Raw genomic sequence first — 24,875 nt, 5'->3', positions numbered from 1 at the left:
CTGATACAACAATTTCCACTATATTAAGAATCCGAATTTATTTTCGGATTCTTTTTTTTGTCTCCAAAGATGAAGGGAATCACTATAGTCCACCTATGCCCCACATTTACCGGGGGAAGGGTGCAGGAAAGGTGTGACAAAGGTGTAGGAAGCCATCTATAGTCCACCTATAGCGCAGCTATGCCCCACCTATACCAGGGTAAAGGTGCAGGAAAGGTGAGAGAAAGGTGTAGGAAGTCATCTATAGTCCACCTATGCAACAGCTATGCCTGCAGGAAAGAGGTAGTAAAGATATCAGAAAGGTAGGTACTCTTGAAGTATGATTTTTTTAAAGAAAGCAATTAATATCACTTGGATATCAACGGGGTATTTAGTAGTATTTAGTAATCTTCATACTATTCTAGTTTTTATGGGGGATGGGAATGGATCTTTTAAATAGGTTACAAAATAATTTCAGCATTGATTGGCCTCAGCTCAAAAGTTATGGACTAACGATCCTATACACTGTTATCATCACCTATGCTTTGATTTATCTCGTCAGGTTTATTCTTCACAAGTTCTTTAAGCATACAAATTTTTTGAGTGAGAAAAAGGAACAAACAATCGAATCTGTTGTACGCAACACATCTAATTATTTGGGCTTCTTTATTATTATTCTTGCCATGATTAAACCCTTCGTGGATATCAAAAATATACTGGTTGCCGGCGGAGTGGTAGGAATTGTAGTTGGACTGGGTGCCCAAAAAATTATGACTGATCTTCTGGCAGGGTTTTTTATGATATTCGAAAAACAATTTCAGCGAGGGGATTTTGTCCACGTAAATGGGGAAATAGATGGTGGGACAGTAGAGGATATGGGATTTAGAGTGGTGAAAATCCGATTACTTAACGGAAAACTAATGACAGTTCCGAATGGTGAAATTCGCAAAGTAGAAAACGGAAATGTTGAAAGGAGAAGAATTTTTGAGAGCGTAATTGTTAGTTTCCAAGAGAATCCTGCAAAAATAGAAGAGTTACTTGTTGAGGTATGTGATGAACTCAACCAAAAGCAAATCCATTATCTCAAAACTGATTTAAACGGAGAATATCTCGAACCCTATCAAGTTCATGGCTTATCTTCATTAGATAGCAGTCCGTATGGCTTACGATTTTCAATCAAAGCTACAGTAAGCGATGAGTACTATATGGAAGCAGCTCAAATGGCTAAGAAAGTTATGGCGCAGAAAATGTATGAAAATCGTATTGGTTTAGCATCGCAACAATTTGCCGTACAAGATAGACAAAAGGATTATATAGAACACTAAGAAATGCCGTTACGCAGTGGTAACGGCATTTCTTAGTGCTGTTTAATTTTCATTAAACCATTGATTCCAAATCTCTCTTTAAATTTCTATTCTACTTTTTCTCAGCAAGCCATGCCGCAACTTTCTCTGCATCCTCGCCTTTAATTATGCCTGCAGGCATTCCTTTCGCACCGTTATTGATTATATCCAGGATTTCATCCTTACTCATACGATTTCCGATATCCTCAAGCTTTGGTCCGGCATAGCCTTCTAAAGCATTGCCATGGCAGGAAGCACAGTTATTGGCATATATTTTTTCTTCTTCTGTTTGTGGTTTTTGAGATTCTTCTTCATTACTAGAAGAGCATGCAGTTAAAGAAAAAACTAAGCCTGCCAGTAAGAGGGCTTTTTTGTACATAGGAATCATTCTCCCTTCAGTTCTATTTAAGAATTACTTTACTTGAGTTTATTATTTTGTCAATATAAAGACTTATCTGTCAATCCCATAAAAGTGGATCTATGACAAAGGAATCAAAATCAAAAAAATAATGATAACAATTAGACAATTACATAAAGCAGGCATATAATAAGTATGTGAAGTATTTCACAAATAATAAGGTGAAGGTGTTCACAATTTGTTTACAGACTAATTTTAAATAATCTGATAAAATTAAATTGTCAGATAGGATGTTCAATAATTTTTTTGGCTAATAGGGACGTGTTTTATCCCTGTGGGACTATTTACGACCAACACTAGGTTTTCTATAAGGAGGAAATTGAAATGGCTGTTAAAGAAGAAAAAATAGAAGAAGTCCTAAAAGTATCTGAGATGATTGAAGAGTTAATCGAAAATGGAAAATCGGCCTTGCATACATTTGAAACATTTGATCAAGAAAAAATCGATGAGATTGTTCATCAAATGGCAATTGCTGGTCTTGATCAACATATGCTTTTAGCTAAAATGGCGGTTGAAGAGACTGGCAGAGGGATTTATGAGGATAAATGTACTAAAAACATGTTTGCAACGGAATATATTTGGCACAACATTAAATACGATAAAACGGTTGGTGTCATTCGTGAAGATCAACAAACAGGTGTTATGGAAATTGCAGAGCCTGTCGGAATTGTTGCAGGTGTCACACCAGTTACGAATCCAACTTCTACTACTATGTTTAAAGCTTTAATTTCTATTAAGACACGTAATCCAATTATATTTGCTTTCCATCCATCAGCACAGCAATGCTCCAAGAAGGCGGCGCAAATCCTGCATGATGCAGCCGTAGCTGCAGGTGCTCCTAAAGGATGTATTCAATGGATTGAGCACCCATCGATTGAAGCTACAAAGCAATTAATGAATCATAAAGATATCGCATTAGTGCTTGCGACAGGCGGAGCAGGAATGGTTAAATCAGCTTACTCTACAGGTAAGCCAGCACTCGGTGTTGGTCCTGGTAACGTACCTTGTTATATTGAAAAGTCAGCTAAAGTAAAACGTGCAGTCAATGATGTTATTTTATCGAAGTCTTTTGATAACGGCATGATCTGCGCCTCTGAGCAAGCTATTATTGTAGATGATCAAATCTATGAAGAGGTTAAACAAGAGTTTATAAAAAATAACTGCTATTTTGTAAATGATAAAGAATTAAAGAAACTTGAACGTCTTGTGATTGATGAAAAATCATGTGCTGTTAATGCTCATATTGTTGGGAAATCTGCTAATGAAATAGCCGAAATGGCTGGAATTAAGGTACCTGAGCATACAAAAATAATAATTGCCGAAATTGAAGGTGCAGGTCCACAATATCCTTTATCTCGTGAAAAATTAAGTCCGGTATTGGCGTGTATCCGTGTTAAATCTACGGAAGAGGGCTTTGGTGCATGTATGGATATGCTGAACTTAGGTGGTCTTGGACACTCGGCTGTTATTCATAGCACAGATGAACAAATCCAACGAGAATACGGAATAAAAATGAAAGCTTGTCGTATTATTGTAAATTCGCCATCTGCTCAAGGCGGAATTGGTGATATCTATAATGCCTTCATTCCATCCTTAACACTTGGCTGTGGCTCTTATGGAAATAACTCAGTTTCTGAGAATGTATCAGCTACTCACTTGATTAACGTGAAGAAGATGACACAGCGTCGTAATAATATGCAATGGTTTAAATTGCCGCCAAAAATTTATTTTGAGAAATATTCCACACAGTATCTAGCAAAAATGAGAAGAATCAAACGTGCCTTTATTGTAACGGATCCAGGTATGGTAAGCCTTGGTTATGTGGATATTGTTAAAGAATATTTATGGAAAAATAAAGGGATTGAAGCAATCGAAATGTTTGCAGATGTTGAGCCGGATCCATCTGATGAGACAGTGTTCAAGGGTGCTAAATTAATGCATAGCTTTGAGCCGGATGTAATTGTCGCCTTGGGCGGTGGCTCTGCACTGGATGCAGCTAAGGGCATGTGGTTATTCTATGAACAACCGGAAACATCATTCTTTAACATTAAACAAAAATTCATTGATATCAGGAAACGTACGTATAAATATCCTGACTTAGGTGAAAAAGCTCAATTTGTTGCCATCCCGACCACTTCCGGTACTGGTTCTGAAGTAACGCCATTTGCGGTTATTACGGATAAAGAAACAAATGTAAAGTATCCGTTGGCTGACTATGCCTTAACACCGGATGTAGCAATCCTGGATTCCCAGTTTGTCATGACTGTTCCTAAAAATATCACAGCTGATACAGGGATGGACGTTTTAACACATGCCATTGAGGCTTATGTATCTGTAATGGCAAATGATTATACAGATGGTTTAGCCTTAAAAGCTATTGAACTAGTCTTTAATAATTTAAAAACAGCTTACCATAACGGAGCGAATGAGGAAGCTCGTGAGAAAATGCACAATGCATCCTGTATGGCAGGGATGGCCTTCTCCAATGCCTTCCTTGGTATTAATCACAGCCTGGCACATAAAATTGGAGCTGAATTCCATATCCCGCATGGCCGCTCTAATGCGATTCTTATGCCGCATGTTATTCGTTACAATGCCATTCGTCCAAGAAAACATGCGCTCTTCCCTAAATATGAATACTACTGTGCGGATGAGCGATATGCTCAAATAGCCAGAATGCTGGGATTACCTGCAAGCACAACTGAAGAAGGGGTTCAGTCATTAATAGAGGCTGTCACTGAGCTGGGTAAATCGTTGGAAATAGATATGAGCATTAAAGGACAAGGAATCACTGAAGAAAGATTTGAGGAAAATGTAAAAATATTAGCAGAGCGTGCATTTGAAGATCAATGTACAACTGCCAATCCAAAATTACCTCTAATCAGTGAACTGGAAGAAATCTTAAGAGAAGCGTACAAAGGAGTTTAATTCTTTGGTACAAAAGACGGCATGGAATGTGCCGTCTTTTTTGTATATAGGATTAAAATGTCTTCCTCCAAAACATAGGAGCACCAATCACCAAGGATCTGTATTCGTATGCTATTATATGACGTAGGAGGAGATCCTTTATGATTTATATTGGTGTAACCGGTTGGGGTGATCATGATACCCTTTATCCTTCAACTATTAAGCCTAAAGATAAGCTGGCTGAGTACAGCAGCCATTTTCCGGTAGTGGAAGTTGATGCCTCCTTTTACGCAGTACAGCCGATTAGGAACGCTGAGAAATGGGTTAAAGAGACACCGGATTCTTTTAAATTTATAGTCAAAGCCTATCAAGGAATGACAGGCCATCAGCGTGGCGATATCCCCTTTGAATCAAAAAAAGACATGTTCCATGCTTTTACGGATTCATTAAAACCGTACATTGATGCGAATAAGCTGGCCTTGGTTTTGTTTCAATTTCCCCCATGGTTTGATTGTAAAAAAGAAAATGTTAGTTATTTAAGGTATTGCAAGGAAATGATGGGCGATTGTAGGGTGGCATTGGAATTCAGAAATCAATCATGGTTTAGTGAGAAATATCGTGAAGCAACCTTGTCCTTTATGAAAGAAGAAGGGTGGATTCATTCGATTGTGGATGAACCGCAAGCAGGCGAGGGGTCAATCCCAACTGTACCAGTTGCAACAGATTCTGAACTTACGCTTGTGCGGATGCATGGAAGAAATGTGTATGGCTGGAATAAACCGAATGATGCAAATTGGCGCGAAGTTCGGTATTTATATAAATACAATGAAGAAGAGCTGCTTGAATGGAGAATGAGAATCCAGGAGTTAGCAAAGGATACAAGGGATATTATTGTCTTATTTAACAATAATTCCGGTGGAGACGCCGCTGGTAATGCAAAGCAATTTCAACAAATGCTTGGGATAAGCTATCAAGATTTAAATCCGAGACAAATGGATTTGTTTTAACTTGATTCAGCAGAAGTCTCCCACCTCTGGTAGGAACATCGCGAGGAATTTATTAGGCAGATGCCTGGGCAATTTTTTCGCCACCATAACACAAAGCGGTATGGATGACATAAACAAGCGATGAGCTATAATCAAGCAGCTTTGACTCTTTATTTATTGAATCATTGGAAGGCGGATTATATGAGTTATATTCTATTAATAATTGTGGGGTTAGCAGCCGGCTTTTTTGGTGCCCTTGTTGGATTGGGTGGAGGTATTATCATCGTTCCGATTCTATTATTTTTATCAGGTGGAATCCTTGGTACCCTCAGCCCCCAAATGGCAGTGGGTACTTCTCTGTTCACCCTGATTTTTACGGGGCTGTCTTCTACTCTTGCTTATTTAAAGCAGAAGACTGTGGATTATAAAAGTGCATATTTATTTTTGATTGGAATTGCGCCAGGCAGTTTGATTGGAGGATGGGCCAATTCCTATTTAAATGTGGATGCCTTTAATATCCTGTTTGGTATCCTGATGGTTTTCATGTCCTTTCTCCTTATGGTCAGAAATAAACTGAAGCCAAAAAAGAAGAATTTTAACGGGATGGTTACACGTACATACATAGATAAGGAAGGATTTGAGCATCAATATGGCTACAAAAAAAGTAGCGCTATTTTGCTCTCTTTTGCGGTCGGCTTTCTTTCTTCTTTATTTGGGATAGGCGGAGGCTCTTTGATGGTACCGGTTATGTTGATTGCGTTCCATTTTCCTCCCCATGTCGCTGTCGGGACATCGATGTTGTTAATATTCTTCTCTTCCATTATTGGATCCATCAGCCATATTTTTCAAGGCCATGTCATTTGGCTTTATGCGTTGGCGCTAATACCAGGTGGATATATTGGAGCAAAACTGGGTGCCTATGTAAATACGAAAATGAAAAGTACAACCTTGGTCATCGCACTCAGAATCATGCTTGTGGTAGTTGGCATAAAATTGATCTGGGAAGGGGTACAAGCGTTAATTTAGAGGTGGGAATATGAAGGAAACCATTCATTTATTTCATATAAATGATATACATAGTCATTTTGAGCATTGGAATAAAATTGTGACATATATGAATGATCAGCAGGCGGCTTATGAGGAAGCCGGAGATATTGTGTTTAAGCTCGATATAGGCGATCATGTTGACCGATTTCATCCTTTTACGGAAGGTACAATGGGAAAAGGAAATATTCAATTACTAAATGAAGCAAGCATAAACGGTGCAACGATTGGCAATAACGAGGGAATTACATTACCCCATGATGAATTGGATCAGTTATATGAGGAAGCCGAATTTCCAGTTACCGTGGCCAATCTTTATAAACCTGATGGAAGCAGACCTAGCTGGGCTTTGCCATATTATATTAGGGTAACACCGAAAGGAAGGCGTATTGCTTTTTTTGGTGTAACAGCCCCATTTGCTGAATTGTATCATCTCCTTGGGTGGTCCATCACAGATCCATTCAGTGAAGTCGAACGTATTGTAAATGAACTAAAGGGAAAAGCAGATATTATAATTTTATTATCTCACTTAGGCTTACCAAGTGATGAAATAATCGCAGCCAAACATCCGGAAATTTCTCTGATTATTGGAGGGCATACCCATCATATTCTGCATAGTGGTAAAAGGATTAATCAAACTCTTTTATGTTGCGCAGGTAAATATGGAATGTATGTAGGCCATGTTGAATTAACAATAGATAAAGGATTCATTTCTACTCGGGCCAGTCTTATAGATATGAGAGCGGATGGATTAACAGTAGCGGATCAGAAAATGGCAGATAAACTGCACGAAATCGGAAAGACAACTCTCAATGAAACGATACTAACTCTAGAAAAGCCGTTAAAAACAGATTGGTTTCATGATTCGGATCTTCCTAAATTACTTTGTCAAGGGTTGAAGGAATGGTGTGAAGTGGACATCGCCTTATTAAATTCAGGTCTACTATTGGATGGTTTGGATGCTAAAGATGTGACTAAATATGATATCCACAAAATTTGTCCTCACCCAATTAATCCATGTATATTAACCATTACAGGAGAAAAATTAATACAAATTTTAAACTTGACCCGTAATCCCGAATGGCCTCATCTGCAAGTAAAGGGTCTAGGCTTTAGGGGGAAAATAATGGGGTCATTTGTTTATGATGGTGTTCAATTGATAGATAGGGATAATCAGAGCTGTTGGTTACATAATGGTAAACAAATTCATACACAGGAGCTGTACAGGGTGGCCATTCCTGATATGTTTACGTTTGGCCATCTTTTTCCGGAAGTCAGAGAGGTTGAGAACAAAACCTATTTGATGCCAGAATTTCTTCGAGATATTCTTGCCTGGAAATTAGCGCAGCTTGCATCTTGACGGCATTTTTTAGGGTGAACAGCCATATACTTTATGAATGGTACTGGAATAAGGGGTGGTGCTCATGATTGAATTGGTGCCCTTTGAAATAGACGGCAAATTATATAAGGGTGTGAGTGTACAGCTTCCAAAGACATCTCTACTGGCAATTGCCGGACAGAAGGGATATATTATGTGCGGAGCACTGGATATTGGGTTATTGAATGAAAGGCTCAACGAACGTAGGATTATTGCCGGAAGAGCGGTAGGTGTACGTACCCTGGAGGAATTATTGAATGCTCCGCTCGAATCAGTAACGGAAGAAGCCAAAAGAAGAGGGATTTTTCCAGGAATGCTTGGAAAAGATGCGATCCAATTTATGTAGAGCAACTCCTAAGGGGGATGCTCTTTTCTTATGTTAACCAACTAATGGAATAGTGTGATTAACAAACAAGTTTTTATAATAAATTCCAAAATTTGAAAATAATTTCAACTTAATCTGTTATAATATAGGATAAGATGTCAAATTATAGACATTAAATCTTTTCCTAAACAGAGGTATAAAAATGAGAATCGTTCAGACAGCTTATTTAACTTCGGGTGCCGTTCTAGGAAAGCCAATCGTTGATATCAAGGGGCGTACCCTGCTTAATAAGGGTGTGCAAATTACAGACTGGCAGATTAAACGGCTGCAGAAATATAATATTCCATATGTATATATTGATGATATAGAAACCAGTCATATAATTCCTGAGGATATTATTTCTGATAAAATCCGAAGAGGAGCTATTGTAACAATTAAAGATACCTTTGATAATATGAAGAATGAAGTCAAGCAATCTAAAAGTATAGTCATAGAAAAGGCTGCATTGACCATGTCAAAGCTGGTTGATCAACTGACAGCAGAATTAAAAGGACATCAGGATTTATTTCATATTATTACTGATATCTATGCATTTGACAATTATGTTTTTAACCACTCCTTAAACGTGGCACTATATTCACTGGCCATTGGTCTGGAATTAAAATTAAAGCCAGATGTATTAAAAACATTAGGACTTGGTTCAATCCTCCATGATGTGGGGAAAATGGCCGTTCCGGAAGAAATCCTCTTTAAACCAGGAAAACTTTTGGAAAGTGAGTTTCAAATTATTAAACGACATTCGGAAGAAGGATTCAATATACTTAGACAGGTCCACAATCTTTCATTGCTCGTGGCTCATTGTGCATATCAGCATCATGAACGGCTTGATGGCAGTGGGTATCCTCGAGGACTAAAAAACAATGAAATTTTATACATGGCTAAAATTATCGCTGTAGCAGATGTTTTTGATGCTGTTACATCCAATCGTGTGTATCGGGAAGCGATGCTGCCAAGTGAAGCTCTGGAACTGTTGTATGCAGGTACAGGTACTAAATTTGATCAGGAAATTGTAGATGCATTCAAGAGGTCGATTGCCATTTATCCAGTCGGCATCACTGTTGAATTAAATGATGGACGCAAAGGAATCGTATCTAGGCAGAATGCAGGCTACAGTGATCGCCCCGTCATAGAAGTGTATGAAAGAAATGGTGAGCAGCTCCCATTTAGATATGAAGTTGATTTGAAAATACAGCTGGATATAACCATTAAAAAATGTGATACAACCTTCAGCAATCATACAATGAAATTAAGCTAATAAACCTCTTCTTACAAGCATAGGTATACTTGTAAGGAGGGGATTTTTTATGTATAGGCGTAAACGGATTAAAAGGAAACGATCTATTATGCGGGGTCCCTTGCCGGTTAAGCATGTCATTCTTATAACATTTTTGTTCTTTATGGGAACGAGTTTAATCAGTCTTTGGATCGTGAATGCGGCTATTGAACCTACATTGATGCGTTATGCAGAATCTGAAACGAAAAAACTTACCAGCTTGGTTATTAATCAAGCGATTAAAGAAACTCTTTCCAAACATAATGATATGGACAAAATTATCACAGATATACCCAAGCAGGGAGACGATATAGCTGTGGATGGAATCCAGTTTAACACAGAAATTATTAATAGAATTCGCTCGGAAACCTCTTTGCTTATCCAAAATCAATTAAGTGAAATAGAAAATGGTCATATATCATCCTTTGACTATTTGAAGGATCGAGTAATGGTGAAGGAAAATGGTTCAAAGGGAATTATACATGAGGTACCGCTCGGGAAAGCAACGAATAACGCCTTGCTTGGTAATCTTGGGCCAAAAATCCCGGTAGAAATGGAAACAATCAGTGATATTCAAAGTGATGTCAAAACGACCCTAGAGCCATACGGAATCAATAATGCCCTCATTAAGGTCTATTTAGAGGTTGAAGTTCATGCCCAGGTTATTATCCCATTTGCTTCAAAGCCGACGAAGATTAAAACCACTATTCCAATGGGAATGAGAGTCGTGTCCGGTCATGTACCTACTTATTTCAACGGCAGCGGGACAGGGGGATCCCCTGCTATTCAACTACCCGCAAAATAGGAGTCTGACTTGTCTTTTCATGATCCAGCATATGGAATAGAAAGGTAAAAGGCTTGGTTCTTGTTTAATACAAGAACTCAAGCCGTTCCCTCTGTTTACTTTGCCTTCGCAGCTTTTTCAGCTCTTTCCCAAAGCTTTAAATATGGATATGGATTAAAGGACCATTCAGTTAGGCCGTTTTCTTTATACATTCCATAATGAAGATGGGGAGGGAATTTTCCGGATGTACCGGGGGGACCATAACCAGAGCTGCCAACGCCTCCAAGGAGGGTACCAGGTTCAACTAATTGACCAACCTCAATCCCTTTTGCAAATCCATTTAGGTGTGCAAAATAATGATAGGTGTTATTGATATCACGAATACCGATTCTCCACCCACCAAATTTATTCCAGCCCTTTAGCTCTATAATTCCATAACAGGTGGATCTTACGGGTACACCGTAGCCTGCAAAAATATCTGTACCTTCATGAGAACGACGGCCACCCCAGCCACGGGCAACTCCCCATGTGCTTGTATATGTATAATGGCTGCCAAGCGGAACAGGAAAAGCTTTTTTCTGCAAATCGATGGTTTGATGTTTTTTAAATAATTGAGCATTGCTCATAATAATACTTACTGCTCGATCTCTTTTATAGTATTCCCATATACCGATACGGAAGTTATCTTTATCTACTCCATAGGATAGCAAATATTGATTTATCGCAGCTAATTGATCATATTCATTAAAGCGATCTGCTTTACCATCTTGATCGCCATCAATCCCCATGCCACCAAAAAATGAAATGGTTAAAGGATTAGTGTCACTACTATTTGGATTTGAAATTCCGGTCCACTTATCAGCCGGAATTAAAATACCAAGTGTATTTGGATCCGAGAGGTCTTTTCGAGCCAATCTGATACTTCGCTCATATTGATCAAAAGCAGCTATATAGTACCAAGGGAGTTGGGTGGAGTCTTCTACTCGTTTGTACATTTCCATCCGTTTGTTTAATAGTTGCTGCTCATCTTGACTGGCCGATGCTTGCACAGGTATGCAGGGGGTAATATAAGCAGCCAGAATGAATAGAATCAATATACGATAGAACATTTGGAACACTCCTTTACTGTTCGTTAGTATACCGATAAATAAGGATGATTATTTAAGTAGGAAATTGGAAAGTGATTATAAAATTGTAAGGTAGCTCATTATACTAACAGTGGGTAAACATAATAAAGAAAATATTAGGACTATAGAAATCTGAATCATAAATAAAAAACTTCATGGTTATATGTGGGGAATGATATAATAAGGAAACAAATTACGGAATAAATGAGTAAGAGGTGAACAAATGATTACCATTAATAACACTCAATATGAGATTGTTGAAGAACATGGAGACGGATTTAATGAAGAGACCTTTAAAAGCCGTTTTAGTGAGATATTGAACCGTTATGACTATATTCTTGGAGATTGGGGATATGGGCAACTTCGCCTTAAAGGTTTTTTTGATGACCAGAATCAGAAAGCATCCTACGATAATAAAATAAGTACCATCAAAGAATATCTGTATGAATACTGTAATTTTGGCTGTTCGTACTTTATCTTAAAGAAAACTAAAAAGTAAGTGGTAAGCCCCCGATTCTTCGTAATTGAGGGCTTTACTTTTTAACCGCTGTGCAAAATTAGATGACCTCGTCTAAGAATTTCTTCCACTCCGACGCCTCATCACTCGTTATAGAAAAAGCATATTCCAAATAGCCGGGTTCCTCTAAATCATCTGGGCCAATAATGGCAAAACGGTTCCCTTGCATATCCAACACGAGTGTTTTTCCATAGAAACGATCGGTTCTGGTTAAAGCAAGGTCAATCCTGCTGTTTTCACCCATGAAACTGACAAATCTAGTTTTTGTATCATACGTATCATCATAAAGAAAAAATCGTTCGGACATATGGGTTCCTCCATTTTTTTATTATCATTTAATTTACTAAATCCTGTGGCTTTTAGACCGAATATTTCAAGTTCTATTCTAACATTTTTCAACAAAAATTTTAAAAAAAGGATATAATAGGAATATATTGAAAGTCTAAATTTCCGAGTGTTAAATCCCAACTATGCTTTTGTGAGAGGATTGTGTAATATGGTTCATTCCAATAATGGAGGAACAAAATGGAGTAAGTGGATGTCCATTTTTCTTCCTGATTCGAGACTTCTGTTCTATCCTCCGAAATTTACAATAAGAAACCCAATTGTATCAAGGATAAAGAAAGCATTTGGGAATCAAATTGAAATTGCGATCGTTGTATTTCATATAAGCAAAATGGATGAATTAAAGGAAATGGCTGGTGAGCAAGCCTATTACTCCTTCTTTCATGATATAAAAAAAGAATTTGAAATAGCGATTAAAAAATATATTTGTAAAACAAATATTATAGGGGTACAAGATTTTAATCAGGATAGCATTGTTTTGTATGTAAGGAGTCCCTTGTGCACACCAGGAACGGACCCATTGGATAATATCATAGGGAATATACACCAGTCTGTACAGGAATCTCACATATATAGATATTCGCCAATTGAGCTTACGATCGGACATGGATATATGTACTGTGACCGTACCTATAAAAATATTGAAACAACGATTAATCGGGCCTTCGTTTTAGCTCATTCAATGGCTCGTAATGAGGTAGAGCCAGATTATAATGATATGATTCATCAGCTTACAGGTATTATCCATGATAAATCGATTCGCTTGATGTCACAGGCTATCTTAGATGTAGGAACGGGTAAGGTTAAAGCATGGGAAATGCTATCGAGAGGACCGGCTGGAACAAAGCTTGAAAACCCGTTAACGTTATTTGCAGTCGCTAAACAAACTGGCAGATTGTTTACTCTTGAAATGATTGTGTTGGAAAAGGTATTTCAACACATCCAAATGACGGATATAGAGGGTGATATCTATATTAATTTTACACCAATTACAATGGGAGAGCGTAATTTTCCTGGACATGTAGAGATGCTATTAAGAAAATATGAGATTGACCCTTCCATGGTTGTGTTTGAAATAACAGAGAGAGATTCGATTGAAGGAGTTCACCTACTAAGATCTAATGTCAGCTATTTACGTTCACTTGGAATTAGAATAGCAATTGATGATACGGGAGCTGGATATGCAAGTTTGCATATTATCGGAGAAGTATTGCCGGATATCATAAAAATCGATCGTACTGTTATACAAAATATTCATTCGAACCGTGTGAAAGAATCTATGCTTAAGGGTCTGCTGCTCATTGCTAAGGAAACTGGTTCTCTTGTCGTTGCAGAAGGAATAGAAAATGAAGATGAAGCTATGGTGATGGTACGGAATAAGGTAGACCTTGCTCAGGGCTATTTTTATGGGAGACCCCAATTTCTTGAACTTTCATTAGCAACCATTTAAGCTTAAATATGGATCGTTTATGTGGTGAGATTGATGAGGAGGAATACAGGATGTACTTCGTAGATCGAGAAGCAATTGAGGATAAACTGCTATATTTAGAAACTCAGACAAATCTTCTGAAAAGTAAAGGAGAATGGACTGAATCGGTTATTGAGAAGCTGGCATTAGAGCGTATTTTTCAAACTATCATTGATGCTGTTTTGGATGTCGGAAATTCAATGATAGATGGTTTTATTATGAGAGATCCAGGCAGCTATGAAGACATAATCGATATTCTGCTGGATGAAAAAGTGATTGATACAGCGATGGAGATTGATCTAAAAGCATTGCTCCCATACAGAAAAGAACTCGTACAAGACTACACAGCTATTCATCACGAGCAACTGCAAAAAGCAGTATATGAAAACCTGAATACTATTCAACAATTCCCTGCATGTGTAAGAAACTATATTGAAACTGAATTGGGTGTCGTAACAGCTTTTAAACCATATGAAAAATGATACGTACATAAACGATGAGCAGGATGCTTATCGTTTTTTTACTGATTGTGATAACCGTTTGAGTTAGACATTATGGGTACTTTTGAATTTTAAATTCCCTGATAAAAGAAGGTGCTATGATGGAATTCTGGAACTTGACTGAAAATCCTTTGGGTCATACTTATCGACAATTATTGGAAGTCTTATGCGATTACTCGGACACATTCTATTTTATAACACGGAAGGAATTAACTTATAAACAAGAGATACTTGAACAATTTAAGCCTCATTTGCTTGAAACCTATCAAACAAAAGAATGGGCAAATACCATTACATTAGGTCCCCCTGCAACGGTGTATGTCATGGAAGCTAATAGAGATTCGTGTAAACTAATGCAAACATTATCGCACACTTTATATGATTGGGTAGCTCCAAAATTGCCGGAAGATCTGACCTTTATAAAGAACAATTTTGCATGGTTTACCTGTACTACACATGAGGAATTCGGCGGATTTTCCATTCGTTCAGAATTTTATAGGAAGTTAATTGGCCAAATCCAAGGCTTAAAAGTAGAAAAAGAGGATTAAACTTTTTTGGGTATGTTCTGATTAGCATCAGGAGAGAATTAGACGGGCTTCTGCTTTTCGATTGAATGCTACTGTGGTAAAGTAAATGAAGTAAATCTAACACGTCCAGGAGAGAACAATGCGTATGAAAAAGTATAAAGGTTATTTAATTGATTTAGACGGAACAATGTATAAGGGGACAGAACGAATTTTGGAGGCTGTCCATTTTGTGCAGGAACTGAAAAGACAAGAAATTCCTTATTTATTTGTAACGAATAATTCATCACGTACTCCTGAGCAGGTAGCTGAAAAGCTGCGCCAATTTGACATTCCTGCTACAGGTGAGCAAGTTTTTACAACAAGTATGGCTACAGCAAATTATATATATGAGAAAAAACAGGATGCATCTGTTTTCATTATTGGGGAAGACGGTATCATTGAAGCCTGTAAAGAAAAAGGATTTACCTTTAAGAATGAAGATGCTGATTTTGTGATTACTGGAATTGATCGTGGAATTACATATGAAAAACTATCGGTTGCCTGCCTTGCAGTCCGTAATGGAGCAACATTCATTTCTACAAATGCTGATATAGCCATTCCAACTGAGCGAGGTCTCTTACCAGGTAATGGGTCCTTAACATCCGTTGTTACTGTGTCCACTCAAACGGAGCCTATATTTATCGGAAAGCCTGAATCAATCATTATGGAGCAGGCGATGAAGGTGCTTGGTGTATCTAAAGAAGATACGTTGATGGTTGGAGACAACTATGATACGGATATTATGGCTGGTATGAATGCTGGGGTTGATACATTGCTTGTTCATACTGGTGTTACGACCAGAGAACATTTAAAAGGGTATGACCGCAAGCCAACTTACACAATTGATTCATTGGATCAATGGACTATTTAATCTGAAAAAAGGGCTCATAACTCATGATTAATTCTCGAGTGTGAGCCTTCTTTAATTTCTTTACTCCACGTTTTCAATACGGTGTGCCAGCCGGCTTGAGGCAGCAGCTGCGATGGCTCCGACAATATCATCTAGAAAGGTATGGCATTCTCCGGTTGATTTATCATTTAATCGCTTCAGGATACCGGGTTTAAGCTTATCTACATATCCATAGTTGGTAAAGCCAATCGAGCCATATACATTAACAATGCTTAATGCAAGAATCTCATCCACGCCATACAAACCTTCATCGATACCAATAATAGATTGTATTGGTTCCTCCAATAGGCCCTTTTCAGCTAACATATCTAACTGAATGCCGGTTAAAATGGCATTTTGAACCTCGCGTTTTGAAAGAACGCGTTCCACGTTGTAAATACAATCTTCCAATTGCAAATCATCATGGTATTTATGCTGGAGATACATAACTAATTCACCGATATCTTTTACTGATACGCCACGATCCTTTAGCCATTGTCTTGCAGTCAGTTCCGTTTTATCCATTGATTTGTCATTCATTAAGTGTACACCGACTTCCATTTATAATACGTACAAATAGTGGTTGATGAGCATATTAAAAGGCTTTCTCCCATACCGACTAATCCTAATCCCTTGCAATCTATGTGAAATCCAACGCTTTGATAATGAAAAAATCTTCTTTCTATATCTTAGTTAGCATGCTAATAAGAGGTGATTATTTGCTGAATAAAAATTCGCATCCACAAGAAGATTTACTCATTTAATAGCAGTAAAGGTGATTTGGTTAGAATTCAAAAATATTTTTAGAATATTGTGTATAATGGGATGATAAGTTAAAATTATTATAATTTTTAGTTAATTTAAGTTGTAAACAGGTATATTTAAATTTATAATGTCTTTTATAAGAAAACAAATGTATTTTTATGGTAGACAAAGAGGGGGAGATAGGGTGAAACCAATTACAATTGGATTACTGGGACTGGGAACTGTCGGAACAGGTGTGGTACAAATCATTCAAAATCACCAGGAAAAACTGATGCATCAGGTTGGTTGCCCGGTAGAGATTAAAAGAATCCTCGTTAAAGATAAATATAAAGATAGAGCAATGGATGTATCATCCGAACTTTTAACGACTTCCGCAAAGGACATCATTTCTGATCCTGAAATAGATATCGTAATTGAGGTAATAGGCGGTGTGGAAGATACCTACTTGTTGCTGATGCAGGCTTTACATAATAAAAAACATATAGTAACAGCTAATAAAGATTTGATGGCAGTCTATGGACCAGATTTATTGCGAACTGCTTCAGAGAATGGCTGTGATTTATTTTATGAGGCAAGTGTGGCTGGAGGAATCCCTATTTTACGAAGCTTAGTAGATGGACTTGCGTCAGACCATATTACAAAAATAATGGGCATTGTAAATGGTACTACGAATTATATTATGACGAAAATGAGCAAGGAAAAGGTCTCTTATCAGGAAGCTTTAAAGGAAGCACAGGATCTTGGCTTTGCTGAAGCAGATCCAACTGCCGATGTAGAGGGCTTAGATGCAGCAAGAAAAATGGCGATTCTGGCAACCTTGGGATTTTCAATGAATATTGGATTGGAAGATGTGAAGGTACAGGGGATTACAACTGTTTCTGATGCGGACCTAGAGCTCTGCAAAAGGCTTGGATACACTATGAAGCTGCTTGGGTTTGCCAATCGAAGCGAAAATAAAGTAGAAGTGAGCGTCCAACCAACCCTTTTACCGGAGGAACATCCTCTTGCTATCGTAAATGACGAATATAATGCGGTGTATGTATATGGGGAGGCAGTAGGTGAGACCATGTTTTACGGACCTGGAGCCGGCAGTCTGCCAACAGCAACAGCTGTAGTATCGGATCTTGTTGCCATCATGAAAAATATGAGGCTGGATGTAAACGGGCGAAGTGCTGTTATACCTCAATTTGATAAAAATTTAAAAACGAATGAAGAAATTAATAGCAAGTTTTTCCTGCGGATTCATGTGAAGGATGAAGTCGGTGTTTTTGCACAGCTAACGGCTATTTTTGCTAACCATGGAATAAGCTTTGAGAAAATCATGCAGCTGCCAATTAAGGTCAACGAATTATCGGAAATTGTACTTGTATCACATCATGCTCCGTTGGCTAAATTTGAAAACGTATTGCGTGAGCTGGAAACGAATGAAAAAGTTTACTCCATAAAAAGTACGTATCGAGTTGAAGGAGGAGCATAGAATGAGCTGGAATGGATTACTGCAGGAATTTAAAGAATTTTTACCGGTGAATAACCAGACCCCGAATTTAAGTCTGTTGGAGGGGAATACGCCGTTAATTCGCTGTCATAATCTTTCAAAGGAGTTGGGGATTGATTTATATGTTAAATATGAAGGTGCCAATCCAACAGGCTCCTTTAAAGATCGGGGAATGGTGATGGCAGTAGCAAAAGCCATTGAAGAGGGCAGTGATACGATTATATGTGCTTCAACAGGCAATACATCTGCTGCAGCTGCAGCCTATGCAGCCAGATCAGGGTTGCGCTGCATTGTTGTTATTCCTGATGGCAAAATTGCCATGGGGAAGCTTGCTCAGGCAGTTATGTATGGAGCCGAAATCTATGCCATTAAAGGGAACTTCGATCAGGCATTGACCATGGTCCGCTCCATCAGTGCTAAATTTCCCATCACACTTGTTAATTCGGTGAATCCTTACCGAATTGAAGGGCAAAAAACAGCTGCTTTTGAGATCTGTAATAAATTGGGTAAAGCCCCTGATGTGCTCGCAATTCCGGTTGGAAATGCCGGTAATATTACAGCATATTGGAAAGGGTTTAAGGAATATCATGAACATTGCCAGAGCGGTCTGCCGGAAATGAGAGGCTTCGAAGCGGAAGGTGCGGCTGCGATTGTACATAATCGGGTGTTTGAACAACCGGAAACCATTGCTACAGCAATTCGTATAGGAAATCCGGCGAGTTGGGAATATGCAGTTGAGGCAGTAAAGGAATCAAACGGAAAAGTAGATGAAATCAATGATGACGATATTATCAAGGCTTATCAGTTACTAGCTAAAAAAGAAGGGATATTTGCTGAACCAGCTTCCTGTGCTTCTATTGCAGGTATCTATAAACAAGTGCAAACAGGAGAAATAAAGAAGGGACAAACAGTTGTCGCAGTATTAACCGGTAACGGGCTTAAGGACCCAAATACGGCTGTGGAGTACAGTCAAATACAGCCAACTGTTATTGAAAACGATGAAGAAGAATTGGTAAGATGCTTTGGCGGTGTAGTCTCATCATGAACCTGCCTGACATGTTACGCATTAAAATACCAGCAAGTACAGCCAATCTGGGACCGGGATTTGACTCAATTGGAATAGCACTGGGTTTGTATTTGACGATAGAGGCTGTTCCATCGGATGAATGGATGGTCATGATCCAATCAGATGAATTAAAGCATACTCCTTCGGATGAAAGTAATTATATTGTTCGTATGGCTAAGAAAGCAGCAGCCTATTTTGGGACAGAGATGCCGTCCTGCAGATTGATGGTGAAAAGTGAAATACCGTTGGCAAGAGGTCTGGGCAGCAGTGCTTCAGCAATTGTAGCGGGGCTTGAGCTTGCCAATGTCTTTTGTAATCTGAATTTGAGCAAGGAAGAAAAACTAAGATTTGCGAGTTTAGAGGAAGGACATCCAGATAATGTGGGTGCATCCATTTACGGTGGTATGATTGTCGGAATTCATAATGATCGTGAATCAACCCTTGTATCATTACCGATTGGGGATGTCGGGGCAATTGTAACGATTCCTCCGTTTGAATTGAACACTGAAAGAGCACGTGAAGTATTGCCGACTCATCTGTCCCATTCTCTAGCTGTGTCTTCAAGTGCAGCAGCAAACATTTTGGTAGCCGCTGCTGCAACGAATGATTGGAAACTGGTTGGAGAGATGATGGAAAGAGATCATTTCCATGAAAAATATCGAAGTGAGTTAATTCCTCACTATTCTAGAATTAAACGTTTAGCAAAGGAGGAAGGAGCTTATGGCAGTTCGATCAGCGGTGCCGGGCCAACTATTTTTTCTCTAGCTCCTTCACATTCCGTTCCAATTATTTGTGAACGTCTTAAAGGAGAGTTTCCTGAGATGAATGTCCTGCATGTTCCGATGGTCAATACGGGTTCTACTATACAACTGACGGATTCAAACTAAAAACAGCGATTCCCCTTGAAAGGGGGAATCGCTGCTATTTGTGTTTTAATCATTAGAAAACTTGTTCAACTTCAACAACGCCTGGAACTTCTTCAAGAAGTGCACGTTCGATGCCAGCTTTCAATGTGATCGTGGAGCTGGGACAGCTTCCGCAAGCCCCTAATAGACGTAATTTTACAATTCCATCATCCACATCAACCAGCTCACAGTCGCCGCCGTCGCGAAGAAGAAATGGACGTAATTTATCTAGTACTTCCTGAACTTGCCCAAATAATTCTTGTTCTGCCATGGCTATCGACTCCTTTCCTAATCATATTATAATGATTTTACCTTAAAAAAGCTATCTACATTCCTTAGCTTATAGTTAAAATTTGTTTCCTATATTAAATTTATGTATGATGAAAAGAAAAGCGATAAAATAGGGGGAAAACAGGTGACGGTTGCAAATTTATATGTATACGGAGCCACACAAATATGTGCAAGCTGTGTTGGAATGCCATCATCAAAAGAAACCTATGAATGGCTGCAAGCTGCCTTATCGAGAAAGTTCCCAAGTCACCCATTAACGATCACATACATTGATATTTTTAACCCACCAGAAGATCCGGAAATTAAAGAAATAGCTGCAAAAGTTGCTGAAGGAGAATATTTTTATCCTTTAGTCATCTTGGACGGGAAAGTAGTCGGAGAAGGAAGCCCCCGATTAAAAGTCATAACTGAAGCTTTACATGATTACGGATATAAAAGTGAATAAGTTTGGATAAAGCTTGCAGCCTTTTTAGGATCTGCAAGCTTTTGCATTAATATAGGTTCTAATTACCCATTATGATACTTATACATCCACAAAACCCCTGACTTTAACAAACGCGCCATCCTGCCAGTAATAATAGTACGTTCAGACATTAGTCCGAAGCCATGTTTTTTACCAAGGGATCCTAGTATTCCCTTCAGTTTAATTGGTGGGAAGGATTCAGGGAGCGGTTCTCCGGCCCATTTTTTGACCAGAACCTGATAAATTTGTTCACCCTGTCCCTCTGCCAATTGCGCACTTGGGGCGTGTCCAAGGCTTGCACAATCTCCAATGACAAATACATCCGGATAGTCTGGGATGGTGTGCTGGACTGTCAGTTTTATTTTGTTACCGCTGTCTTTTTCAACAGGCAGTTCTCTGACTGGCTGTACCGGCTGAATGCCAGCAGTCCAAACAATGGCATCACACGGAATGGAAACGTCACCATTATAAAGCAGGTTAGGTTCTATCTTAGTAATATTACTGTTTGGGACTAAGTCTACGCGATGTTCATGAAACCAACTTTCCACATAGTTACTAAGTTTTTTAGGAAATGCGGATAAAATATGTTCATTGCGGTCAAAAAGCTTAATATTCAAATCCGGGCGTCCTTCAATCAATTCACTAGCCAGTTCAATTCCGCTTAATCCTCCGCCAATGATGGCAACTACTTTACCCGGTCCGAGGTTATTCAGTGCTTGATAGGTACTGCGAGATTTATCAATAGACTGTATGCTATAGGTATATTCTGCGGCTCCAGGCACATTATGATAATTGTCCTCACAGCCCAGGCCGATAATCAGTTCATCATATGTAAGCGGTTCCTGATCTTTTAATAGAACTTTCTTATTTGATAAATCGATAGAGGATACTTCACCGTATTTATATTGAATTCTTTCGTGCTGAGGGAATGATACACGAATATTGTGGTCAGAAATGGAACCAGCGGCAAGCGCATAAAATTCGGTTTTTAAACAATGATAAGGAACTCGATCGACCAGAGTAACCTGAATATCTGCAGGGAATTGATGATCAGTGAGTTTGTTAAGTATTCTCATACCACCATACCCACCACCGAGGATGATTAAGTTTTTCATAGAAATGACGACTCCTTTGTTGGGATACAATTTTCTAATTTTAACTATGCTAGAATACTAATTTTAATAAAGTGCTATAAAAATATTAAATTATCATAATAGATGTCAATATTGTAAAATTCCATACAAAGTATATCGAAAATAGGAAAAAATAACAACTGAATTGTGTATTATTTGTGAAAAGTCGCATTATTCATCCAAATCTAATTTCCTAAATCATGAACAATTTGCTAGTACTTCTCCCTGCAAATGGAGTATAAAAGGTAACTGATTCACTTAAATTAATTGACTATTATATCATTTTAGAGTAGGATTTTGGTTGTGCTAAGGGGTGACAATAGTATGAAACCAATTATTGAATTTTGCGTCAGTAATCTTGTCAGCGGTTCACAGGCCGCTATGGAGATTTTAGATAAAGATCCTAATTTGGATGTTATTGAATATGGGTGTCTTAGTTATTGTGGAATTTGCTCTGCCAGTATGTATGCCCTTGTAAATGGCGAAGTCGTAACAGGGGACAGTCCGGAAGAACTGGTTGATCATATTTATGAATATCTGGAAGAAAATCCAATGTTTTAATATAATAAAAAGGGAAGAGATAGGCATACTCTGCTTATTTCTTCCCTATTTTTTGTATAAAGAATTACTCATCATCATTGGTATCTTCAGTATAAGGATCTTCTTCATATGGTTTTAAATCTCCAAAAGATGTCATGATTCCTTCTTCATCCAATAAATCCTTTAATTGCTCGAGTTCAGCTGTGGGATAGATTTGAACATTTTTCCCCTCAATATCGTTTCCAGCGAAATTTTCAATATCCTCCACATATCCGATATGTTCATCGGAATTTAAATAGACCTGATCATAGTGCTCTTTTGGATCATAATAATCAGATGGGGTATCTGAACTCCCCCACTCGGCTACAGCCTGCCATGAATCTTCTTCATCAAAGCCATTCACTTCTGTCTCATGCTTTTTTTCATATAATGGATGCAGGACCTGCTCTTCTATTGGACGTTCGTGAGAAACAGTTTGTTCAGTACTGTGCTCGATGCAATAAGTGGTAGATGGTAATGCTTGAAGCCGCTCAAAAGGGATGTCTTTACCGCATATTTCACACTTACCATAGGTTCCTTTTTCTATTGCCTCTAAAGCTCTGTTCACCTGATTAAGTTCATTCTCAAAATGTTCATTTAAGGCCAGGTCTTTACCACGTTCGTATAGCTCAGTAGCGGTATCCGCCGGATGGTTATCATATGTAGAGAGTTCTCCTACATAATTATAAAAATTTTCATCTTCCCCTATACCAAAATGATTATTCAGGGAAATGTGATGTTCAAGTTCCTTTTTTTCATTTGCTAATTTTGATTGAAGATTAGATTGTTGTTCGGAAGAAAGCATCAAAGGAAACTCCTTTCAATTTCGTCTTTCTATTTTCTTTCATTCCGCTGCTGTTTATGTAAAAAATATTAATTAATCTTTTGGATAAAATAATATAGTCATTTAGGGAAAGAGTTATTTAAAAGTGTATATCTTATTCAAAACGTGCGAACAGCAGCATATTATGGGCAGTTTTAAGGTTGAGAGGACACCGGTTAATGTATATACTAATAAATAGAGGATTTAATTTCCTTCTAACTTTTTTATAAGGGGGAAGAATGGTAATGAATAATGATGTCATTATTGTAACAGAAGCAGCAGCTTTTCAAATAAATACGATGATAAAAGAAAGCGGTGAAGATCAACCATATTTGCGTGTTTCCGTCCATGGTGGAGGGTGCAGCGGTTTATCGTATGGCATGAACTTTGAGCAAAAAAAGCAAGATAGTGATATTGAAACCATACAGCATGAAATTCATTTTCTTGTGAATAAAGAGGACGCGCCCATCCTGACTGGAACGCGTATAGACTATAAACAATCGATGCTCGGCGGAGGTTTTACGATTGATAATCCGAATGCCATTGCCACATGTGGTTGTGGGTCTTCATTCCGTACAGCTAAAGTTACGGGTAATCCAGAGCAATGTTAAACTAACAAATCAATACTGATTTAGTTGGAATTCCTTCTTAAACAGATGCGATCAAAAAGGTATCTATTGAGAAGGAATTTTTTTATATGAGACTAAGGCATTTTAAGGTTCCTGCTGAACAAAAATAACCTCTCCCAATAAGATCGGGGAGAGGGAGACTAGTTGTTTTATATTACACTTCAGCCAAGGCGTCCTTAATAGGATAAGGGCCTTCAATACAATAAAATTTCTTATTAAAGGTCGTATCTGTTTCTAATGTATCAACTAAAACCTGTGCAACTTCATTACGTGAAATCATTCCATCATCATCGAGTGATTTTGCCGCCAGTATTTTAAATGTGCCATCAGAATCAATCAATTTGCCTGGACGGACAATTGTATACTTCAACCTACTGGATTCAGTTAAATAATTTTCCGTCATTCTTGTTTCCTCCAATAAAGAATAAAGAATGCATGGTGCTTCATCCGGTTTGTCAGCATAAATGGAGCTTAACATGACAAAACGCTCTACGCCCGCTTTTTCACACTCTCGTATAAAGTGGATAGCTCCGTGCTGTGTCACATGGGAGATCGTATCATGAATACTAGGATTTGTTACATCGACTGCGTAAATAACTGCGTCCATGCCCTCCAATTGGAGAGAATCGGTTATTTCTCCGAACATGGGTTCAGCACGAAGACTTCTAACTAGTGAAGCAAGATTTTCATCATGAACTAAACAATATGCCTGATGAGAAGACTTATTCAAAAGCTCAAGTACTCGCTGGCCTGTGCGGTTGTTTGCACCGACAATTAACACATTCATTGTAATCACCTCACTAGTATCTCATACCCG

27 protein-coding genes are annotated in these 24,875 nt (G+C 38.3%); 19 read left to right on the top strand and 8 right to left on the bottom strand.

Annotated elements, in window-relative coordinates:
• Nucleotides 1–422: 422 nt before the first annotated feature.
• A complete protein-coding gene (locus AC4D4A_RS04500; protein ID WP_490994791.1) occupies nucleotides 423–1,304 on the top strand; it encodes a mechanosensitive ion channel family protein in 882 nt (293 codons plus the stop codon).
• 91 nt (nucleotides 1,305–1,395) lie between these two features.
• Here AC4D4A_RS04500 and AC4D4A_RS04495 read toward each other — a convergent pair whose 3' ends face one another.
• Complete coding sequence (locus AC4D4A_RS04495) at nucleotides 1,396–1,701, bottom strand: c-type cytochrome (protein ID WP_490994790.1); 306 nt, start codon at nucleotides 1,699–1,701, stop codon at nucleotides 1,396–1,398.
• Nucleotides 1,702–2,064: 363 nt separating this feature from the next.
• On the opposite strand from AC4D4A_RS04495, the gene adhE reads away from it, so the two are divergent.
• From adhE to yunB, 7 genes are all read left to right on the top strand, one after another.
• Nucleotides 2,065–4,668, top strand: a complete 2,604-nt coding sequence (gene adhE / locus AC4D4A_RS04490) for a bifunctional acetaldehyde-CoA/alcohol dehydrogenase (RefSeq protein ID WP_490994789.1) — start codon at nucleotides 2,065–2,067, stop codon at nucleotides 4,666–4,668.
• A gap of 140 nt (nucleotides 4,669–4,808) precedes the next feature.
• On the top strand, nucleotides 4,809–5,654 hold the full coding sequence (locus AC4D4A_RS04485) for a DUF72 domain-containing protein (protein WP_490994788.1): 846 nt from the start codon (nucleotides 4,809–4,811) through the stop codon (nucleotides 5,652–5,654).
• A gap of 180 nt (nucleotides 5,655–5,834) precedes the next feature.
• On the top strand, nucleotides 5,835–6,659 hold the full coding sequence (locus AC4D4A_RS04480; RefSeq protein WP_490995193.1) for a sulfite exporter TauE/SafE family protein: 825 nt from the start codon (nucleotides 5,835–5,837) through the stop codon (nucleotides 6,657–6,659).
• A 10-nt stretch (nucleotides 6,660–6,669) separates the two neighbouring features.
• Complete coding sequence (locus AC4D4A_RS04475; protein ID WP_490994787.1) at nucleotides 6,670–8,037, top strand: bifunctional metallophosphatase/5'-nucleotidase; 1,368 nt, start codon at nucleotides 6,670–6,672, stop codon at nucleotides 8,035–8,037.
• Nucleotides 8,038–8,101: 64 nt separating this feature from the next.
• Nucleotides 8,102–8,401 (top strand): YunC family protein, encoded by a 300-nt coding sequence (locus tag AC4D4A_RS04470; RefSeq protein ID WP_490994786.1) that lies wholly within the window; start codon nucleotides 8,102–8,104, stop codon nucleotides 8,399–8,401.
• Between the two features lie 181 nt (nucleotides 8,402–8,582).
• The gene (locus tag AC4D4A_RS04465) at nucleotides 8,583–9,695 is read left to right on the top strand and encodes an HD-GYP domain-containing protein (protein ID WP_490994785.1); all 1,113 of its coding nucleotides are present in this window, start codon (nucleotides 8,583–8,585) and stop codon (nucleotides 9,693–9,695) included.
• A 49-nt stretch (nucleotides 9,696–9,744) separates the two neighbouring features.
• On the top strand, nucleotides 9,745–10,518 hold the full coding sequence (yunB, locus tag AC4D4A_RS04460; RefSeq protein ID WP_490994784.1) for a sporulation protein YunB: 774 nt from the start codon (nucleotides 9,745–9,747) through the stop codon (nucleotides 10,516–10,518).
• Between the two features lie 95 nt (nucleotides 10,519–10,613).
• Here the strand turns inward: yunB and AC4D4A_RS04455 are convergent, their stop codons facing one another.
• The gene (locus tag AC4D4A_RS04455; protein ID WP_490994783.1) at nucleotides 10,614–11,606 is read right to left on the bottom strand and encodes a M23 family metallopeptidase; all 993 of its coding nucleotides are present in this window, start codon (nucleotides 11,604–11,606) and stop codon (nucleotides 10,614–10,616) included.
• 241 nt (nucleotides 11,607–11,847) lie between these two features.
• Between AC4D4A_RS04455 and AC4D4A_RS04450 the strand changes: the two genes are divergently transcribed.
• Nucleotides 11,848–12,123, top strand: a complete 276-nt coding sequence (locus AC4D4A_RS04450; RefSeq protein WP_066106535.1) for a YutD family protein — start codon at nucleotides 11,848–11,850, stop codon at nucleotides 12,121–12,123.
• 58 nt (nucleotides 12,124–12,181) lie between these two features.
• Here the strand turns inward: AC4D4A_RS04450 and AC4D4A_RS04445 are convergent, their stop codons facing one another.
• Nucleotides 12,182–12,448, bottom strand: coding sequence for a DUF3055 domain-containing protein (locus tag AC4D4A_RS04445; RefSeq protein ID WP_490994782.1), 267 nt, complete (start codon nucleotides 12,446–12,448; stop codon nucleotides 12,182–12,184).
• 189 nt (nucleotides 12,449–12,637) lie between these two features.
• Between AC4D4A_RS04445 and AC4D4A_RS04440 the strand changes: the two genes are divergently transcribed.
• From AC4D4A_RS04440 to AC4D4A_RS04425, 4 genes are all read left to right on the top strand, one after another.
• Nucleotides 12,638–13,936: an EAL domain-containing protein gene (locus tag AC4D4A_RS04440; RefSeq protein ID WP_490994781.1), complete on the top strand. Its 1,299-nt coding sequence runs from the start codon at nucleotides 12,638–12,640 to the stop codon at nucleotides 13,934–13,936.
• Between the two features lie 50 nt (nucleotides 13,937–13,986).
• A complete protein-coding gene (locus tag AC4D4A_RS04435; protein ID WP_490994780.1) occupies nucleotides 13,987–14,436 on the top strand; it encodes a DUF86 domain-containing protein in 450 nt (149 codons plus the stop codon).
• 119 nt (nucleotides 14,437–14,555) lie between these two features.
• A complete protein-coding gene (locus AC4D4A_RS04430) occupies nucleotides 14,556–15,002 on the top strand; it encodes a hypothetical protein (protein ID WP_490994779.1) in 447 nt (148 codons plus the stop codon).
• A gap of 124 nt (nucleotides 15,003–15,126) precedes the next feature.
• Nucleotides 15,127–15,891, top strand: coding sequence for a TIGR01457 family HAD-type hydrolase (locus AC4D4A_RS04425; RefSeq protein ID WP_490994778.1), 765 nt, complete (start codon nucleotides 15,127–15,129; stop codon nucleotides 15,889–15,891).
• 60 nt (nucleotides 15,892–15,951) lie between these two features.
• On the opposite strand, the gene AC4D4A_RS04420 is transcribed toward AC4D4A_RS04425, so the two are convergent.
• Nucleotides 15,952–16,449 carry a phosphatidylglycerophosphatase A family protein gene (locus tag AC4D4A_RS04420; RefSeq protein ID WP_490994777.1) on the bottom strand — a complete coding sequence of 166 codons (498 nt, stop codon included), beginning with the start codon at nucleotides 16,447–16,449 and terminating at the stop codon, nucleotides 15,952–15,954.
• 409 nt (nucleotides 16,450–16,858) lie between these two features.
• Between AC4D4A_RS04420 and AC4D4A_RS04415 the strand changes: the two genes are divergently transcribed.
• From AC4D4A_RS04415 to thrB, 3 genes are read left to right on the top strand one after another with little or no spacing between them, the layout of a single operon-like run.
• Nucleotides 16,859–18,151 carry a homoserine dehydrogenase gene (locus tag AC4D4A_RS04415; protein WP_490994776.1) on the top strand — a complete coding sequence of 431 codons (1,293 nt, stop codon included), beginning with the start codon at nucleotides 16,859–16,861 and terminating at the stop codon, nucleotides 18,149–18,151.
• 1 nt (nucleotide 18,152) lies between these two features.
• Nucleotides 18,153–19,214, top strand: coding sequence for a threonine synthase (thrC, locus tag AC4D4A_RS04410; RefSeq protein WP_490994775.1), 1,062 nt, complete (start codon nucleotides 18,153–18,155; stop codon nucleotides 19,212–19,214).
• The gene (gene thrB, locus AC4D4A_RS04405; RefSeq protein ID WP_490994774.1) at nucleotides 19,211–20,122 is read left to right on the top strand and encodes a homoserine kinase; all 912 of its coding nucleotides are present in this window, start codon (nucleotides 19,211–19,213) and stop codon (nucleotides 20,120–20,122) included. Before thrC ends, thrB begins: the two co-directional genes overlap by 4 nt.
• Before the next feature lie 52 nt (nucleotides 20,123–20,174).
• On the opposite strand, the gene AC4D4A_RS04400 is transcribed toward thrB, so the two are convergent.
• Nucleotides 20,175–20,411 carry a NifU family protein gene (locus AC4D4A_RS04400; protein WP_066106557.1) on the bottom strand — a complete coding sequence of 79 codons (237 nt, stop codon included), beginning with the start codon at nucleotides 20,409–20,411 and terminating at the stop codon, nucleotides 20,175–20,177.
• Between the two features lie 102 nt (nucleotides 20,412–20,513).
• Between AC4D4A_RS04400 and AC4D4A_RS04395 the strand changes: the two genes are divergently transcribed.
• A complete protein-coding gene (locus AC4D4A_RS04395) occupies nucleotides 20,514–20,876 on the top strand; it encodes a YuzD family protein (protein WP_490994773.1) in 363 nt (120 codons plus the stop codon).
• 62 nt (nucleotides 20,877–20,938) lie between these two features.
• Here the strand turns inward: AC4D4A_RS04395 and AC4D4A_RS04390 are convergent, their stop codons facing one another.
• Nucleotides 20,939–22,009 (bottom strand): NAD(P)/FAD-dependent oxidoreductase, encoded by a 1,071-nt coding sequence (locus tag AC4D4A_RS04390; protein ID WP_490994772.1) that lies wholly within the window; start codon nucleotides 22,007–22,009, stop codon nucleotides 20,939–20,941.
• Between the two features lie 342 nt (nucleotides 22,010–22,351).
• On the opposite strand from AC4D4A_RS04390, the gene AC4D4A_RS04385 reads away from it, so the two are divergent.
• A complete protein-coding gene (locus tag AC4D4A_RS04385; protein WP_066106566.1) occupies nucleotides 22,352–22,588 on the top strand; it encodes a YuzB family protein in 237 nt (78 codons plus the stop codon).
• A 64-nt stretch (nucleotides 22,589–22,652) separates the two neighbouring features.
• Here the strand turns inward: AC4D4A_RS04385 and AC4D4A_RS04380 are convergent, their stop codons facing one another.
• Nucleotides 22,653–23,411 (bottom strand): TraR/DksA C4-type zinc finger protein, encoded by a 759-nt coding sequence (locus AC4D4A_RS04380; protein WP_490994771.1) that lies wholly within the window; start codon nucleotides 23,409–23,411, stop codon nucleotides 22,653–22,655.
• Nucleotides 23,412–23,674: 263 nt separating this feature from the next.
• Between AC4D4A_RS04380 and AC4D4A_RS04375 the strand changes: the two genes are divergently transcribed.
• A complete protein-coding gene (locus AC4D4A_RS04375; RefSeq protein ID WP_066106916.1) occupies nucleotides 23,675–24,040 on the top strand; it encodes a HesB/IscA family protein in 366 nt (121 codons plus the stop codon).
• 172 nt (nucleotides 24,041–24,212) lie between these two features.
• On the opposite strand, the gene AC4D4A_RS04370 is transcribed toward AC4D4A_RS04375, so the two are convergent.
• Nucleotides 24,213–24,845 (bottom strand): NAD(P)H-binding protein, encoded by a 633-nt coding sequence (locus tag AC4D4A_RS04370; protein ID WP_490994770.1) that lies wholly within the window; start codon nucleotides 24,843–24,845, stop codon nucleotides 24,213–24,215.
• Nucleotides 24,846–24,875 lie beyond the last annotated feature (30 nt).

The sequence above is a fragment of the Pradoshia sp. Z5_111 genome (assembly GCF_058267535.1).
This window is presented reverse-complemented; position numbering and strand designations above follow the sequence as displayed.

Bases quoted from the DNA above. Each gene is read 5' to 3' on its own strand.
- yunB (WP_490994784.1), top strand. From the start codon at position 9,745: ATGTATAGGCGTAAACGGATTAAAAGGAAACGATCTATTATGCGGGGT.
- adhE (WP_490994789.1), top strand. From the start codon at position 2,065: ATGGCTGTTAAAGAAGAAAAAATAGAAGAAGTCCTAAAAGTATCTGAG.
- AC4D4A_RS04475 (WP_490994787.1), top strand. From the start codon at position 6,670: ATGAAGGAAACCATTCATTTATTTCATATAAATGATATACATAGTCAT.
- AC4D4A_RS04500 (WP_490994791.1), top strand. From the start codon at position 423: ATGGATCTTTTAAATAGGTTACAAAATAATTTCAGCATTGATTGGCCT.
- AC4D4A_RS04435 (WP_490994780.1), top strand. From the start codon at position 13,987: ATGTACTTCGTAGATCGAGAAGCAATTGAGGATAAACTGCTATATTTA.
- AC4D4A_RS04470 (WP_490994786.1), top strand. From the start codon at position 8,102: ATGATTGAATTGGTGCCCTTTGAAATAGACGGCAAATTATATAAGGGT.
- AC4D4A_RS04375 (WP_066106916.1), top strand. From the start codon at position 23,675: ATGAATAATGATGTCATTATTGTAACAGAAGCAGCAGCTTTTCAAATA.
- AC4D4A_RS04370 (WP_490994770.1), bottom strand. From the start codon at position 24,845: ATGAATGTGTTAATTGTCGGTGCAAACAACCGCACAGGCCAGCGAGTA.
- thrC (WP_490994775.1), top strand. From the start codon at position 18,153: ATGAGCTGGAATGGATTACTGCAGGAATTTAAAGAATTTTTACCGGTG.
- AC4D4A_RS04440 (WP_490994781.1), top strand. From the start codon at position 12,638: ATGGTTCATTCCAATAATGGAGGAACAAAATGGAGTAAGTGGATGTCC.
- AC4D4A_RS04425 (WP_490994778.1), top strand. From the start codon at position 15,127: ATGAAAAAGTATAAAGGTTATTTAATTGATTTAGACGGAACAATGTAT.
- AC4D4A_RS04495 (WP_490994790.1), bottom strand. From the start codon at position 1,701: ATGTACAAAAAAGCCCTCTTACTGGCAGGCTTAGTTTTTTCTTTAACT.
- AC4D4A_RS04485 (WP_490994788.1), top strand. From the start codon at position 4,809: ATGATTTATATTGGTGTAACCGGTTGGGGTGATCATGATACCCTTTAT.
- AC4D4A_RS04480 (WP_490995193.1), top strand. From the start codon at position 5,835: ATGAGTTATATTCTATTAATAATTGTGGGGTTAGCAGCCGGCTTTTTT.
- AC4D4A_RS04385 (WP_066106566.1), top strand. From the start codon at position 22,352: ATGAAACCAATTATTGAATTTTGCGTCAGTAATCTTGTCAGCGGTTCA.
- AC4D4A_RS04380 (WP_490994771.1), bottom strand. From the start codon at position 23,411: ATGCTTTCTTCCGAACAACAATCTAATCTTCAATCAAAATTAGCAAAT.
- AC4D4A_RS04390 (WP_490994772.1), bottom strand. From the start codon at position 22,009: ATGAAAAACTTAATCATCCTCGGTGGTGGGTATGGTGGTATGAGAATA.
- AC4D4A_RS04445 (WP_490994782.1), bottom strand. From the start codon at position 12,448: ATGTCCGAACGATTTTTTCTTTATGATGATACGTATGATACAAAAACT.
- AC4D4A_RS04465 (WP_490994785.1), top strand. From the start codon at position 8,583: ATGAGAATCGTTCAGACAGCTTATTTAACTTCGGGTGCCGTTCTAGGA.
- AC4D4A_RS04430 (WP_490994779.1), top strand. From the start codon at position 14,556: ATGGAATTCTGGAACTTGACTGAAAATCCTTTGGGTCATACTTATCGA.
- AC4D4A_RS04450 (WP_066106535.1), top strand. From the start codon at position 11,848: ATGATTACCATTAATAACACTCAATATGAGATTGTTGAAGAACATGGA.
- AC4D4A_RS04400 (WP_066106557.1), bottom strand. From the start codon at position 20,411: ATGGCAGAACAAGAATTATTTGGGCAAGTTCAGGAAGTACTAGATAAA.
- AC4D4A_RS04455 (WP_490994783.1), bottom strand. From the start codon at position 11,606: ATGTTCTATCGTATATTGATTCTATTCATTCTGGCTGCTTATATTACC.
- AC4D4A_RS04420 (WP_490994777.1), bottom strand. From the start codon at position 16,449: ATGAATGACAAATCAATGGATAAAACGGAACTGACTGCAAGACAATGG.
- thrB (WP_490994774.1), top strand. From the start codon at position 19,211: ATGAACCTGCCTGACATGTTACGCATTAAAATACCAGCAAGTACAGCC.
- AC4D4A_RS04395 (WP_490994773.1), top strand. From the start codon at position 20,514: ATGTATGATGAAAAGAAAAGCGATAAAATAGGGGGAAAACAGGTGACG.